Annotated in this window: 13 protein-coding genes; 6 read left to right on the forward strand and 7 right to left on the reverse strand. The window is 65.2% G+C overall.

Annotated elements, in window-relative coordinates; genetic code table 11:
- Window positions 1–24: 24 nt before the first annotated feature.
- The 3 genes from ASD15_RS05735 to kduI are packed head-to-tail and all read right to left on the reverse strand — an operon-like array spanning window position 25 to window position 2,675.
- Entirely contained in the window at window positions 25–1,062 is a 1,038-nt protein-coding gene (locus ASD15_RS05735) for a sugar kinase (protein ID WP_200953927.1), read from the reverse strand.
- Window positions 1,047–1,817 carry a 2-dehydro-3-deoxy-D-gluconate 5-dehydrogenase KduD gene (gene kduD, locus ASD15_RS05740; RefSeq protein WP_057153850.1) on the reverse strand — a complete coding sequence of 257 codons (771 nt, stop codon included), beginning with the start codon at window positions 1,815–1,817 and terminating at the stop codon, window positions 1,047–1,049. Before kduD ends, ASD15_RS05735 begins: the two co-directional genes overlap by 16 nt.
- A gap of 9 nt (window positions 1,818–1,826) precedes the next feature.
- Window positions 1,827–2,675 (reverse strand): 5-dehydro-4-deoxy-D-glucuronate isomerase, encoded by an 849-nt coding sequence (gene kduI, locus ASD15_RS05745; RefSeq protein ID WP_057153851.1) that lies wholly within the window; start codon window positions 2,673–2,675, stop codon window positions 1,827–1,829.
- Window positions 2,676–2,792: 117 nt separating this feature from the next.
- Here kduI and ASD15_RS05750 point away from each other — a divergent pair, with 117 nt between their 5' ends.
- From ASD15_RS05750 to ASD15_RS05765, 4 genes are all read left to right on the forward strand, one after another.
- Entirely contained in the window at window positions 2,793–4,496 is a 1,704-nt protein-coding gene (locus ASD15_RS05750; RefSeq protein ID WP_057153852.1) for a glycoside hydrolase 43 family protein, read from the forward strand.
- Window positions 4,497–4,521: 25 nt separating this feature from the next.
- Complete coding sequence (locus ASD15_RS05755; protein ID WP_157200831.1) at window positions 4,522–6,009, forward strand: glycosyl hydrolase family 28 protein; 1,488 nt, start codon at window positions 4,522–4,524, stop codon at window positions 6,007–6,009.
- A gap of 2 nt (window positions 6,010–6,011) precedes the next feature.
- Window positions 6,012–6,911: a family 43 glycosylhydrolase gene (locus tag ASD15_RS05760; protein WP_057153854.1), complete on the forward strand. Its 900-nt coding sequence runs from the start codon at window positions 6,012–6,014 to the stop codon at window positions 6,909–6,911.
- Between the two features lie 209 nt (window positions 6,912–7,120).
- Complete coding sequence (locus ASD15_RS05765; protein ID WP_057153855.1) at window positions 7,121–8,062, forward strand: Gfo/Idh/MocA family protein; 942 nt, start codon at window positions 7,121–7,123, stop codon at window positions 8,060–8,062.
- A 27-nt stretch (window positions 8,063–8,089) separates the two neighbouring features.
- On the opposite strand, the gene ASD15_RS05770 is transcribed toward ASD15_RS05765, so the two are convergent.
- Both ASD15_RS05770 and ASD15_RS05775 read right to left on the reverse strand, forming a co-directional pair.
- On the reverse strand, window positions 8,090–8,326 hold the full coding sequence (locus ASD15_RS05770; RefSeq protein ID WP_057153856.1) for a hypothetical protein: 237 nt from the start codon (window positions 8,324–8,326) through the stop codon (window positions 8,090–8,092).
- Between the two features lie 346 nt (window positions 8,327–8,672).
- Window positions 8,673–10,904 carry an NADP-dependent isocitrate dehydrogenase gene (locus tag ASD15_RS05775; protein WP_057153857.1) on the reverse strand — a complete coding sequence of 744 codons (2,232 nt, stop codon included), beginning with the start codon at window positions 10,902–10,904 and terminating at the stop codon, window positions 8,673–8,675.
- Between the two features lie 229 nt (window positions 10,905–11,133).
- Between ASD15_RS05775 and ASD15_RS05780 the strand changes: the two genes are divergently transcribed.
- Complete coding sequence (locus ASD15_RS05780; protein ID WP_057153858.1) at window positions 11,134–11,340, forward strand: hypothetical protein; 207 nt, start codon at window positions 11,134–11,136, stop codon at window positions 11,338–11,340.
- An 8-nt stretch (window positions 11,341–11,348) separates the two neighbouring features.
- Window positions 11,349–11,636, forward strand: coding sequence for a PIN domain-containing protein (locus ASD15_RS05785; RefSeq protein ID WP_057153859.1), 288 nt, complete (start codon window positions 11,349–11,351; stop codon window positions 11,634–11,636).
- Between the two features lie 22 nt (window positions 11,637–11,658).
- On the opposite strand, the gene ASD15_RS05790 is transcribed toward ASD15_RS05785, so the two are convergent.
- Both ASD15_RS05790 and ASD15_RS05795 read right to left on the reverse strand, forming a co-directional pair.
- Window positions 11,659–11,985, reverse strand: a complete 327-nt coding sequence (locus ASD15_RS05790; protein ID WP_057153860.1) for a DUF3325 domain-containing protein — start codon at window positions 11,983–11,985, stop codon at window positions 11,659–11,661.
- A complete protein-coding gene (locus tag ASD15_RS05795; RefSeq protein WP_057153861.1) occupies window positions 11,978–13,666 on the reverse strand; it encodes a PepSY domain-containing protein in 1,689 nt (562 codons plus the stop codon). The genes ASD15_RS05790 and ASD15_RS05795 overlap by 8 nt, the downstream gene beginning before the upstream one ends.
- Window positions 13,667–13,696: the final 30 nt, after the last annotated feature.

A 13,696-nucleotide genomic window follows, 5' to 3' on the forward strand; every position in this document is an offset into this window, starting at 1 on the left:
CGGGCCGCAGCGCTAACGTTGGCGTTAGCGGCGCACATCGAGCGCTCCCGTCATGGCCGCCTGCACCTGGGCGGCGCTGACCAGGTTGAAGTCGCCCGCGATGCCGTGCTTCAGCGCTGCGGCGGCCAGGCCGAACTGCAGCGTGTCCGTGTGCGCCCAGCCGCTGTGCAGGCCGTGCAGCACGCCGGCCGCGAATGCGTCCCCGGTGCCGATGCGGTCGACGATACCGTCCAACTCCACCGGCGCCGCGGCGAACGTTGCGGCGCGCGTGTGCAGGGTGGCGCCCAGGGTGTGGCGGCAGGTGCTGTGCTGGAAGCGCACCGTGGCGGCCAGTGCTCCGAGCTTGGGGAAGGCGGCGAAGGCGGCAGCCGCCGCAGCGGCACGGCGGTCGCCGGACCTGTCATGCGGGCCCTGTTCGAGCTCCGGGCGCCGCAGCACCAGGGCGATGTCGCGCTGGTCGGCAAAGGCCAGGTCGGCATGGCTCATCAGTTCGCGCAGTATTTCGGCGCCGTCCTGGCCCTGCGCGGCCCACATGGACGCGCGGTAGTTGCCGTCGTAGGCCACGCGCACGCCCAGCGCGCTGGCGGCGCGCACGGCGGCCAGCACTGCTTGCGCCGCGCCGGGCCCGATGGCAGGCGTGACGCCGGAAACGTGCAGCCAGTCGGCGCCTTCCAGCAGTGCGGACCAGTCATGCAGGCCGGCGCGCGCTTCCGCGAACACCGAGCCGGCGCGGTCGTAGATGATTTCGGACGGCCGCGTGACGGCGCCCGGCGTGAGGAAGTACAAGCCCATGCGGCCGGGACGGAAGGCGATGGCGCCGGTGTCCACGCCATGGCCGCGCAGCACGTTGCGGGCCGCGTGGCCGAGCGCATTGTCCGGCAGCGCGCTGGCCATCGCGACTTGGTGGCCGAACTGGGCCAGCGACACCGCCACGTTGGCCTCGGCGCCGCCGATGCACACTTCGAGGGAGGGCGATTGCAGCAAGATGCGGCCGGCTGGTGCGGACAGGCGCACCAGCACTTCGCCGAAGCAGACGATGCGGCCGGTCATCGCGCCAGCCATCCGCCGTCTACCGGCAGCACGGTGCCGTGCACGTAGTCGCTGGCGCGGCTGGCCAGGAACACTGCCGCACCGCCCAGGTCGGCCGGCTCGCCCCAGCGTCCGGCCGGGATGCGGGCCAGGATGGACGCATTGCGCTCAGGGTCCGCCTTCAGGGCGGCCGTATTGCTGGTGTCGAAATAACCCGGCGCCAGCGCGTTGACGTTGATGCCTCTCGCGGCCCATTCGTTGGCCAGCGCCTTGGTCAGGCCGGCCACCGCGCTCTTGCTGGCGGCGTAAGCCGGCACGCGGATGCCGCCCTGGAAGGACAGCAGCGAAGCCACGTTGATGATCTTGCCGCCGCCATGCTGCGTCATGTGGGCCGCGGCCGCTTGCGACAGGAAGAACAGTGATTTCAGGTTGGTGTTGATGACGGCGTCCCAGTCTTCCTCTGTGACCTCCAGGCTGTCCGCGCGGCGGATGATGCCGGCGTTGTTGACGAGGATATCCAGCCGCCCGTGCGGCGATGCGGCCAGCGCTTCGGCCATTACGCGCGGTATCGGTTCCAGGGAGGACAGGTCGGCTTGCACGAAGCCGAAGCGGCGGCCGGCAGCCGTCACTTGCCCGGCGGTGCCGGCGTGGCTGGCGGCGTCGCTGCGGCCCACCGCTACAATATCGGCGCCGGCCTGGGCCAGCGCCACCGCGATGGCCTGGCCCAGGCCCGTGTTGGCGCCGGTGACGAGGGCGGTGCGGCCGTCCAGCTTGAACAGTTCAGACATGGCGGCCCCTTATTTCAGCTGGCAGATGTCGAGCACGTTCATGTCGGTGTAGTCGAGGTTTTCCCCGCCCATGGCCCAGATGAAGGCATAGTTGGCGGTGCCCGAACCCATGTGGATGGACCACGGGGGCGACACCACGGCTTCCTCATTGGCCACGATGATGTGGCGCGCGGAGTCCGGCTCGCCCATGAAATGGAACACGCGCTCGCTTTCCTTCAGGTCGAAGTAGAAATACACTTCGGAGCGGCGGTCGTGCAGGTGCGGCGGCATGGTGTTCCATACGCTGCCCGTTTTCAGGATGGTCAGGCCGAGCAGAAGCTGGGCGGACTGGCACACGCCAGGGATGACATATTGGTAAATGGTGCGGGCATTCGCGGTTTCCGCGCTGCCGCGCTCCAGCGGCACCGCTTCCGCGTTCGAGATCTTCTTTACCTCGTAGCGGACATGGGCCGGGGTCGAGGCCAGGTAGTAGCGCGCCGGCTGCGCCGGGTCCAGCGATTCGAACGTGACATCCCGGGTGCCCATCGGCAGGTACAGGCCGTCGCGCGGCGCCAGTTCGTAGGCTGTGCCGTCCACCGTGACGCGGCCGGCGCCGCCCGACACGTTGATGACGCCCATCTCGCGCCGCACCAGGTAAGGCTGGCCAGCCGCGGAGGCCGGTTCGGCGTGCCGTGGCAGCGAGACCGGACCGCTCACGGGAGCCGCGCCGCCGATCACAAAACGCTCATGATGGGAGTAATTCAGCTGCACGGTGTCCGCAACGAAGAGCTTGCTGATCAAATAGCGCTCACGCAGCTGATCGTTGCTGACATGGTCCATCATGTCGGGATGGGTGGCGTGGTAGGTTTTTTCGTACATTGCGGTCTCCATACTGCGCATCAAAACGCTTGCGATCTGTTATCGATAACAACTATAATACCCATGTCGGCTGAAAATGCCAAGCAGAACAAACATAACGAGAGACGAGACACAGTGATGATCAAGCAGCTATGCATGTTGGTGCTGGCCGGGGCGGCCGGCGCAGTGAGTGCCAGCGCAGTGTCCACCGCCGCCGGCCCGGCCGTTGCGCAGCCATGGGCTGCGGACCTGGGCAACGGCCAGTACCGCAACCCCATCCTGCATGCCGACTACTCCGATCCCGATGTGATCCGCGTCGGCGCCATGTTCTATATGACTTCGTCCAGTTTCAGCAACGCCCCCGGCTTGCCGCTGCTGCAGTCGACCGACATGGTCAACTGGGAATTGGTGGGGCACGCGCTGGCGCAACTGCCGCCGGCGGAGATTTTCGCCGTGCCGCAGCCGGGCAAAGGCGTCTGGGCGCCGGCCCTGCGCCATCACGACGGCAAATTCTGGATCTTTTATCCTGACCCGGACGCCGGCATCTACGTGATGACGGCCGAAAAATTCGCCGGCCCCTGGAGCGCGCCCCGGCTGATCCTGGCGGGCAAAGGCATTATCGACCCAGCTCCGCTGTGGGACGACGACGGCAAGGCCTGGCTGGTGCACGGCTGGGCCAAGAGCCGCTCCGGCATCAACAACATCCTCACGCTGCGCAGCATGGCGCCTGACGGCAGCAAGCTGCTGGACGAAAAGGGCAGGGACATCATCAACGGCGACAAGCTGCCGGGCTACTTCACCATCGAAGGCCCCAAGCTGCACAAGGCGCACGGCTACTACTACGTGTTCGCCCCGGCCGGCGGCGTGGAAAACGGCTGGCAGTCGGTGTTCCGCTCGCGCAGCATTGAAGGCCCGTACGAAGACCGCATCGTGATGGCGCAGGGGATGTCGGCCGTGAACGGGCCGCACCAGGGCGCCTGGGTCGATGGCGTCGACGGGCGCGACTGGTTCTATCATTTCCAGGACAAGGGTGCGTATGGCCGCGTGGTGCACTTGCAGCCCATGCGCTGGAAGGACGGCTGGCCGGTCATCGGCGAGGACAAGGACGGCGACGGCGTGGGCGAACCGGTCATGCGCCATGCCAAGCCCGCGGGGCAGGACAGCGGCGTGCTGGTGCCCGCCACCACGGACGAATTCTCGGCCAAGGCGCTGGGCCTGCAATGGCAATGGAACGCCAATTACCTGCCTTCGTGGGCTACGCTGACCGCGCGCCCGGGCTATTTGCGGCTCGCCGCATTGCCGGCAGCCGACGGCGCCAGCCTGCGCGGGCTGCCGTCGGTGCTGACGCAGAAATTCCCCGCGCCCGCCTTCGGTGTTGATGCCAGCATCGTACTGGGCGGAAGCGGCGGCGCGGGCGGCAAGGCCGGCGGCGCGGATGGCCAGCGTGCCGGCCTGATGGTGCTGGGCATCCGCTATGCCTGGGTGGGGCTGCGCAGGCAGGGCAATGTCACGCAGCTGGTGCATTCAATATGCGAAGTCCCGGCCGACACATGCCAGGAACGCAGCGAGGTGCTGGCGTCACTGCCGGCCGGCGCAGCCGGGGCGTCGGCTGCAGCTGCTGCGACCGGCCCGGTGTACCTGCGCCTGCGCGTCGATGCCGGCGCGATGGCACAGTTTTCGTACAGCCTGGACAACAAGACTTTCACCCCTGCAGGCCGGCCGTTCAAGGCCAGCGTGGGGCGCTGGGTGGGCGCGCAGCTAGGCCTGTTCAGCACAGTACCCGCAACCGCGGCAAGCAAGAGCGCCTGGGTGGACGTCGATTACTTCCGCGTCACGCCCTGAGCAGCGACTACAACTAGGAGACATAGTGATCTGTAAATTGATACGCGCGCTGGCCACCGGCGTAGCCGCTGCAGCATTCGGCGTGCCGGCAATGGCGGCCGCCGCAGCCCCGGCGCCGGCAACGCTAAACGCCCTGCAGGTGCATCCCTTCCCGGAGGCCTTCCGCTACTCGCACCATAACGACGACTACACGGTGCGCGTGCGCACGCCCGGCGGCGTGTGGCAGGACCTGTACGAATACAACGTGAAGGTGGACCTGGACAAGCCGGTCAAGGATGCGTCCATGGTCTACTTCAACTTCGACGGCAGCGTGGAAGTGGCTGTGCAGAAGAACAACGGCAGGTTCTCGGAAGTGGCTGTGCGCCCGAGCGCGCGCGGCATCAAGCCGACGGTCAGGGGAAACGTGGCCTACTTCACGCTGAACCGCGCGGAGAACTTGAGCGTGGAGTTCGACGGTGACCGCCACCATAACCTGCACCTGTTCACCCACGCCATCCGCAAGGACATGCCGCGTCCCGCAGCACCGGTCACCGGCATGAGCACCGGCAAAGGCGCCACGCCGGACTTCACCCAGCCGGTGGTCTACTTCGGGCCCGGCCTGCACGACGGCGAGTTCACGCTGCGCTCCAATACCACGGTCTACATCGATGGCGCGGCAGTGCTGAAACGGCCGCTCATCATCGACGCAGTGGAGAACGTCAAGGTCTACAGCGATGGCCTGTTCATGGGCGCCAGCCAGCTCCAGATCCGCAACTCGCGCAACGTCCTGATCGACGGCCCGATCTTCATCAACCAGCCGGAAGGCACCATGCGCTGCATCACCTCACAGGACCTGGAGGAGCGCAGCATCCGCACCATCGGCGGCGGCCAGTGGTCCGACGGCCTGGGCCACTTCGCCTGCGAGCGCGTGAAGATCTCCGACAGTTTCATCCGCACCTCCGACGACTGCATCACGCTGTACAACCACCGCTGGGATATCTGGGGCAATACGCGCGACATCAGCGTCAAGGACAGCACGCTGTGGGCCGACGTGGCGCACGCCGTCATGATCGGCATCCATGGCAATACGCCCACGCCCGCGCACCCGGACCAGGAAGTGCTGGAGCGCATCCGCTTCAGCAATATCGACATCCTGGAGCACGACGAGGATGACCCGGAGTATGAAGGCGCCATCGGCATCATGGCCGGCGACGACAACCTGGTGCGCGATGTGACTTTCGAGGACATCCGCGTCGAGCGCATCGAAGAGGGCAAGCTGTTCAACCTGCACATCGCCTACACGCCCAAGTACAACACCAGCCCGGGACGCGGCATCGAGAACATCACGCTGCGCAACATCAGCTACACCGGCAACGGTTCGCCCAGCGCTTCGGTCATCTACGGCTACGACGCCACCCGCAAGGTGCGCAACATCGTCATTGACAACGTGACGGTGGGCGGCCGCAAGCTGAAGGGCGCCGAGGCCAACTTGCTCGACATCGGGCCGCACGTGGAAGGAGTGCAGTTCAAATGACAATGAAACGATCCGCCCTGGCATTGAGCCTGGCGCTGCTGGCGGCGCCGGTGTGCGCGCAAACGCTGCTGACCAGGCACTTCAGCGCCGACCCGTCGCCGCATTTCTTCCAGGGCAAATACTACGTCTACGCGACGGACGACCAGAACAATTCCGGCGAGAAGTGGGACTCCACTTCCTGGCGCTTGCTGGTATCCAGCGACCTGAAAAAATGGGAAGACAAGGGTCCCTTCCTGCCCGCCACGGTGTTCAAGTGGGCGGCGGCGGGCGCTAACGCCTGGGCCCCGGAAGCGCTGGAGTACAAGGGTAAGTACTACTTCTTCGCGCCGGTGAACCAGACCCAGATCGGCCTGGCGGTGAGCGACAAGCCGGATGGCCCATTCGTGGATGCGCTGGGCAAGCCGCTGGTGGACAAGGCGCGCGACGCCAACGCCGGCGCCGAGCCCATCGACCCGGCGGTGTTCGTCGACAAGGATGGCCGCATCTATATGTACTTCGGCACCCGGGTGCCCAAGGTGGTGGAGCTGGCGCAGGACCTGGGCGGCACCGTGGGCCCGATCCGGGACGTGGCCGTAAGCGGCTTCCCGCCCAAGAGCAAGCCCTATGGCGAAGCGCCTTTCCTGCACCGGCACAAGGGCCAGTACTATTTTTCGTTCTCCACCGGCTGGCCGGGGCAGATCGTGTACGCCACCGGCAGCTCGCCGCTCGGTCCGTTCAGCTACAAGGGCGTGCTGATCGACTACCTGAAAATTTCAACCAACCACCACGCGATCCTGGAGCAGGCCGGCAAGACGCTGCTGTTCTATCACGACAACGTGCTGCCCGGCGGCGGCAGCCACAAGCGCTCGATCCTGATGCAGGAAATCCGCTATGACGCCGACGGCAATATGCTGCGCCAGTAACTGAACCGATCTCCGGAGCCGGGCGGCGCGGTTTTTTCCTCTTTCCGTGTCGCCTGTTCCCTCTTTGCCCGCTTGCTCGCGTAAGCGGGTTTTTTTTGGGCTATGCCAAAACTCTGCAAAAAACTCATAGCTCAGTTAAAAAAATATATAGGTGCCGCGCGCGGAAGGCGGGTACGCTGCCGGGATACCCCACTACCTGCACCTATGCCATGGCAACTACCTCTCCAATCAAAATCGGCCTGGTCGGCCTCGGTAAAATCGCCGTCGACCAGCATATTCCGGCCATCCGCAACAATCCCGGCTTCGAACTGGTAGCGGGTTGCTCCCCGCACGCCCGTCCCGAGGGTATTTCGGCCTATAACGACATGGCGGCCATGCTGGCGGCCCACCCCGAGATCGAGGCGCTGGCCATCTGCACGCCGCCGCAGGTGCGCCACCGCATCGCCAAGGAGGCGCTGGCCACCGGCCGCCACGTGTTCCTGGAAAAGCCGCCCGCCACCACACTGGGCGAAGCGGAAGCGCTGCGCGATTTCGCGGCCCAGAAGCGTGTCACGCTGCTGGCGAGCTGGCATTCGCGCTTTGCGCCGGCGGTGAACGCGACCCGCGAATGGATTGCGCAGCGCAAGCTGAAGAACATGCAGATCGTCTGGAAAGAGAACGTGCGCCAGTGGCATCCGGGCCAGGCCTGGATCTTTGCGCCGGGCGGCATGGGTGTGTTCGACCCGGGCATCAATGCCTTGTCCATCCTGACCGCCGTCGTCGGCGACCAGGTGATCGTCAAGAAAGCCGACCTGCACATTCCGGTCAATTGCGATTCGCCGATCGAGGTGCAGCTGGAGATGGTGACCGAGCAGGGCGGCGTGCCGGTGCGGGCAGACTTTGACTTCCTGCAGGAGAACCTGCAAACCTGGAGCATCTACGCGGAAGCGGAGGACGGCGGCAAGCTGGCGCTGCACATGGGCGGTACCACGCTGGAGATCGACGGCGCGGCCGTGATGCAGGAGCCGGAGCGGGAATATCCCGGCCTGTACGCGCACTTCCATGCGCTGATCGCCAACGGCCAGACGGACGCCGATTTCGCACCGCTGCGCATCGTGGCGGACGCTTTCATGCTCGGTAAGCGCATCGCTGCGCCTGAATACGTGGAGTAATCGCAGGCGTACAGGCGCATCGCTGCGCTACGACCGCAGTTCTTTCAAAATGATGGCCGCGGCGCGCTCGGCCTCCGCCTCGGCCGATTGCTGGTCCGGTAGCGTGAGGTCCGCCGACACGCGCCGCTTCGGATAGATGTGCGTCATATGCATCGGGTTGGCGGAAGGGGCGAAGATGGAAACGTACGCTCCCCAATGCTCGGTGCCCTCCAGCAATTCGCCAGTAAACTCAACCTCAAAGCCGTCAATTATCTTGGCAGGCATGGCTTTCTCCTGTTGGGAAAGGCGCTTCAGCGAGCTGGAGTGCGCGCCGTGATCGGGTGGCCGGGGCGCAGCTGCCGCCGGCCTGGATTCCGACGCACGGCTGCTCCAGTGTAGCAGGGCGTGCTGCCGGCGCAACTGCTGCACCGATGGCGATGGGCCATCAACCCAGCGCCAGGAGTTTGGTTTCCTGGACAGGATTGCACGTTACCGGGGCGGTGGCGGTCAAACCGAACGCAGCGTAAATCCGCTGCATGAGGGTAAATTCAGGTAGCGCATAGAAAAAAGAAGCCCCCGGGCTTGCGCGCCGGGGGCTGCTTCATTACGCCAGCTTACAGCACCAGCGCTATTAGATGGTTTCCAGCGCGGTGTTGAAGGTGGCGCTAGGACGCATCACTGCGGCCGTCTTGACCGGGTCGGGGAAGTAGTAGCCGCCGATGTCCATGGCCTTGCCTTGTACTTCGGCCAGCTCTGCAACGATCTTCGCCTCGTTCTCGCCGAGGGCCTTGGCCAGCGGTGCGAAGTGCGCTTTCAGTTCCGCGTCTTCGTTCTGCGCTGCCAGCGCCTGCGCCCAGTACAGCGACAGGTAGAAGTGGCTGCCACGGTTGTCCAGCTCGCCGGTGCGGCTAGACGGGGACTTGTTATTGTCCAGCAGCTTGCCGGTGGCCTCGTCCAGGGTCTTGGCCAGCAGCTTGGCTTTCACGTTGCCGGTCTTGATGCCCATGTCTTCCAGCGACACGGCCAGCGCCAGGAACTCGCCCAGCGAGTCCCAGCGCAGGTGGTTCTCTTCCACCAGCTGTTTCACGTGCTTCGGCGCCGAACCGCCGGCGCCGGTTTCGTACATGCCGCCGCCGGCCATCAGTGGCACGATGGACAGCATCTTGGCCGAGGTGCCCAGTTCCAGGATCGGGAACAGGTCGGTCAGGTAGTCGCGCAGGATGTTGCCGGTTACCGAGATGGTGTCCAGGCCGCGGAAGGCGCGTTCCAGCGTGTAGCGCATGGCGCGGGTCTGCGACATGATCTGGATGTCCAGGCCCTTGGTGTCGTGGTCCTTCAGGTAGGTCTGCACCTTCTTGATCACTTCGTTCTCGTGCGGACGGTAGGTGTCCAGCCAGAACACGGCAGGCATGCCCGAGTTGCGCGCGCGGGTGACGGCCAGCTTGACCCAGTCGCGGATCGGCGCGTCTTTCACCTGGCACATGCGCCAGATGTCGCCTTCTTCGACGGTCTGGGTCAGCAGCACTTCGCCGGTGGCCAGGTCGGTGATGTTGGCGATGCCGCCTTCCGGTACTTCGAAGGTCTTGTCGTGCGAGCCGTATTCTTCGGCTTGCTGCGCCATCAGGCCCACGTTAGGCACGGTGCCCATGGTCTTCGGATCGAAGTTGCCATGCCACTTGCAAAAGCCGATCATCTCCTGGTAGATGCGGGCGAAGGTCGATTCCGGCATGACCGCCTTGACGTCCTTCGGACGGCCGTCGGCGCCCCACATTTTGCCGCCGATGCGGATCATGGCAGGCATCGACGCGTCGACGATGATGTCATTCGGCGAATGGAAGTTGGTGATGCCCTTGGCCGAGTCGACCATGGCCAGTTCCGGACGGTTGGCGTGGCAGGCGTGCAGGTCCTTCAGGATTTCTTCCTTCTGCGACGCCGGCAGCTTTTCGATCTTCTCGTACAGGTTGCCCATGCCGTTGTTTACGTTCACGCCGATCTCGTCGAACAGCTTGGCGTGCTTGGCGAACGCTTCCTTGTAGAAGATGCGCACGCAGTGGCCGAACACGATGGGGTGGGACACCTTCATCATGGTCGCTTTCACGTGCAGCGAGAACATCACGCCGGTCTTGCGCGCGTCTTCCAGTTCGCGCTCGTAGAACTCCAGCAGCGCTTTTTTGCTCATGAACATGCTGTCGATGATTTCGCCGGCCTGCAGCGAGACCTTCGGTTTCAGCACGATGGTTTTGCCGGAAGCGGTGATCAGCTCCATTTTCACGTCACGGGCGGCGTCCAGGGTCATGGACTTTTCGCCGTGGTAGAAGTCGCCATGGTGCATGTGCGACACGTGGGTACGGGAAGCCTGGCTCCACTCGCCCATCGAATGCGGGTTCTTGCGCGCGAACTCCTTGACGGCCTTCGGTGCGCGGCGGTCGGAGTTGCCTTCGCGCAGTACCGGGTTGACCGAGCTGCCGATGCACTTGCCGAAGCGGGCTTTCAGTGCTTTTTCTTCGTCGGTTTTCGCGTCTTCCGGGTAGTCCGGCAGCTTGTAGCCGCGCGCTTGCAGTTCGCGCACGCAGGTCTGCAGCTGGGCCACGGAGGCGCTGATGTTCGGCAGCTTGATGATGTTGGTTTCCGGTTTCTGGGTCAGGGCGCCCAGTTCGGCCAGGGTATTCGGAACTTTTTGTTCGTCGGTCAGGAATTCGGGGAATTCCGCCAGCACGCGTGCAGCCACCGAGATATCGCTGGAGACGACATCGACGCCGGCGGGCGCAGTGAATTTTTTGATAATGGGCAGCAGGGAATAGGTCGCCAGCAGCGGCGCTTCGTCAGTCAGAGTGTAGATAATTTTTGATGTTGGTGTTGCCATGGTTTCCCTCGTATGCGGTCGGTGCCTAGTATTCACTTGATAAGTTTTCAGGCACAGGAATAGTCTTTCTTGCCCTGGGCGCTACGGTGTCGGCGCTGACCCCTTGTTCGCCCAAGTGCGTATTTTAGACCCTTGACACTAATAATGGGCGGAAACCCCTCGCCCGGGCGCGGATTCTTGCCAAAGTTTTATACTATTGCTATCACTGATAGCGTTCGTGGAGGGTGTTATGGCTCAATTATTGGTTCGCAACCTGGATCCTGAGCTGGTGGAGGCGCTGCGCCGCCGCGCCGTCGGCAGCGGCCGCAGCGCGGAAGCCGAACACCGCGACATCCTGCGCTCCGCCCTGCAAGAGCAGCCCCCCAAGCGGTTGCTGAAGGACGTGCTGGCATCCATGCCATACTTCGAGGACGATGACCTGTTCGACGTGCGATAGGCGCCGGCATGGCCTATCTGATCGATACCAATGTCATTTCCGAGTACCGCAAGGGCGGCCGCTGCCATCCCGGCGTGGCCCGGTTTTTCCGGGACGCGGACGATGCGGAGCTGTTTTTGCCGGTGCAGGTCATCGGCGAAATCCGCGCCGGAATCGCCAAGGTGCGCAGGCGCAAAGAGCTTTCGAAGGCCGGGATGTATGAGGCGTGGCTTGACGGACTGCAGGCCACATTTGCCGGACGGATAGTCGAATTCGATGCCGATAGCGCGCAACGTCAACCCATTTCCGAGTACTGAAGAGCTGGGCTTCCGCCAGGAATCAGCCCGCCTTGGTGCGCGCCCACACCACTAGCGGCGCGAGCCAGCGCGGACGCCAGGTCAGCGTGAAGGCGACGACCAGCGCCGAACCGGCCAGCGCCATCACCCACACCAGCGCCGCCATCGACGCGTGGTCCACGCGCAGGCACAGCAGCAGCGCGGCGAGCCAGGCCAGCGCGCCCAGCACCCGCAGCAGGCGCACCGTGCCGGGCGTAGCGGGCTGCGCGCCGCGCACCTGCTCCCAGTGGCTGTCCATCGACAGCGCCAGCCAGCCGGCGCCGGCCACGGTGGCAGCCAGGGCGGCGATCAGTATCAACGCATCATGCATGGGAGCCTCGCGGGTCGGTGCCGTTGCCGGCGGTGGCGTTCGGGGCGGCGGCGGGTAGGCTGTCCGGCCGCTCGCGGCGGCGCAGCTTGCGCGCGGCCACGACGGCGATGGCGGCGCTGGCCAGCATCGCCAAATCCATGCCGGCAACCGGCCAGTAGCCTTTGCCAATGGTCTTGAGCAGGTGGTCGCCGGTGGTGACGGCGTTCAGCACCGCGGCGGACACCGCCAGCACCGCGATCATCCAGCATTGCTCGCGCCAGGCCGGTGCGATGCGGGCCTGCAGCACCGGCGAGCTGCGCCAGGCTGCGTGCAGCAGGGTCAGCAGCCAGGCGCCCCAGAACACGTTCTTTTCCCAGTCGCCGCGGTGCGGCAGGTCGGCCGGCAGCAGGCGGTTGGCCACCAGCATGGACAGCGCGGCAATGAGCATGCCGGTGACGGCGGCCGTGGCCAGCGCGTCCACCCAGCGCGCGCCGGCGGCGCCTTGCTTGGCGTGCTGCCGCTTGCGCTTTTCCACATAGAAAATGAAGCCGGTGGCGATGCAGGCGCTGCCCGCCAGGCCGCCCAGCACGTAGAACCAGCGCAGCAGCCAGTGCTCGAAGTGCTGCAAATGCAGGCCGGTGAGGAATTCGTTGATGCCGGATGCCACCGTGGGCACCGGATCTTCGCTGATGACGCCGCCGGACGCGTTGAAGTGCACGGCCTGGCCGACCAGCGCCACGCGGTCGCTGCCGGCGCGGTAGATGCTGACGTAGCTGTTGGCGTCGCCGATGTGGTTCACCACCAGGAAACCCACCGTGCCGGGCATGCCGCGCTCGGCCCAGCGGCGCTTCGCCTCCACCACCATCGCGTCCACCGACGCCAGCGGCGCGGCCACGCCGGCCGGCGTGAACGGCAGCCCTTTGGCCTTGGCCTCGGCCATGGCGTGCTGCATCGCCTGCGGTTTCAGCATGGTCTCGTCCACCGGCAGGTAGATGCCGGCGAAGATCACCAGCCCGGTCAGGGCGAAGATGAAGTGGAAGGGCAGGGCCACCACGCCGGTCAGGTTGTGCAGGTCCAGCACGCTGCGCTGGGCTTGCTTCTTCGGGCGGAAGGTGAACAGTTCACGGAAGATCTTGCGGTGCATCACCACGCCGCTCACCAGCGCGGCCAGCATGGCCAGCGCCGCCAGGCCGACGATCCAGTAGCCCAGGCCTTTCCATTCGATGTGCAGGCTGTAGTGCAGCGGGTAGAAGAAGCCGCTGCCGATTTTCAGCTGGTCGTGCGGCAGCACGTTGCCGTTGCGCGGGTCGATGGTGACGTGGCCGTGCACGTGCTCGTCCGGGTCGGCCGGGTTGTTGCTCACGCCGAATTCGGCGAAAAGCTGCAGCACCGGGTCGCGGTGCGTGGTGTACGCGCTCCAGCTGCGCGCCGGGCCCACCGCCGGCGCGGCGCCGATACGGCCGCGCGCCGCTTCGATTTCCTCGTCCTCGGGCGTGATCTGCTTGAAGATCGGGGCCAGCAGCTTGTCGTAGGACGGCATCGGCTGCGGCTCGAAACGGGTCTGCGGGATGGCCCAGCGGTCGATTTCGCGGTCGAACACGGACAGCGTGCCGAAGAAGAAGACGGCCATCAGCACGAAGCCGAGCACCAGGCCGAACCAGGTGTGCAGCCAGGCCATCGACAGGCGGAAAGAGTGAAACATAGTGTACTCCGGTAGGAAAACTTGAATCGG

It is taken from the genome of Massilia sp. Root351, from assembly GCF_001425045.1.
Classification (GTDB): Bacteria; Pseudomonadota; Gammaproteobacteria; order Burkholderiales; family Burkholderiaceae_D; genus Rugamonas.

Excerpts from the sequence above, each read along its gene's own strand:
- kduD (WP_057153850.1), bottom strand. The coding sequence starts at position 1,817 with ATGTCTGAACTGTTCAAGCTGGACGGCCGCACCGCCCTCGTCACCGGC.
- ASD15_RS05775 (WP_057153857.1), bottom strand. The coding sequence starts at position 10,904 with ATGGCAACACCAACATCAAAAATTATCTACACTCTGACTGACGAAGCG.
- ASD15_RS05765 (WP_057153855.1), top strand. The coding sequence starts at position 7,121 with ATGGCAACTACCTCTCCAATCAAAATCGGCCTGGTCGGCCTCGGTAAA.
- ASD15_RS05780 (WP_057153858.1), top strand. The coding sequence starts at position 11,134 with ATGGCTCAATTATTGGTTCGCAACCTGGATCCTGAGCTGGTGGAGGCG.
- ASD15_RS05770 (WP_057153856.1), bottom strand. The coding sequence starts at position 8,326 with ATGCCTGCCAAGATAATTGACGGCTTTGAGGTTGAGTTTACTGGCGAA.
- kduI (WP_057153851.1), bottom strand. The coding sequence starts at position 2,675 with ATGTACGAAAAAACCTACCACGCCACCCATCCCGACATGATGGACCAT.
- ASD15_RS05785 (WP_057153859.1), top strand. The coding sequence starts at position 11,349 with ATGGCCTATCTGATCGATACCAATGTCATTTCCGAGTACCGCAAGGGC.
- ASD15_RS05795 (WP_057153861.1), bottom strand. The coding sequence starts at position 13,666 with ATGTTTCACTCTTTCCGCCTGTCGATGGCCTGGCTGCACACCTGGTTC.
- ASD15_RS05750 (WP_057153852.1), top strand. The coding sequence starts at position 2,793 with ATGATCAAGCAGCTATGCATGTTGGTGCTGGCCGGGGCGGCCGGCGCA.
- ASD15_RS05735 (WP_200953927.1), bottom strand. The coding sequence starts at position 1,062 with ATGGCTGGCGCGATGACCGGCCGCATCGTCTGCTTCGGCGAAGTGCTG.
- ASD15_RS05790 (WP_057153860.1), bottom strand. The coding sequence starts at position 11,985 with ATGCATGATGCGTTGATACTGATCGCCGCCCTGGCTGCCACCGTGGCC.
- ASD15_RS05760 (WP_057153854.1), top strand. The coding sequence starts at position 6,012 with ATGAAACGATCCGCCCTGGCATTGAGCCTGGCGCTGCTGGCGGCGCCG.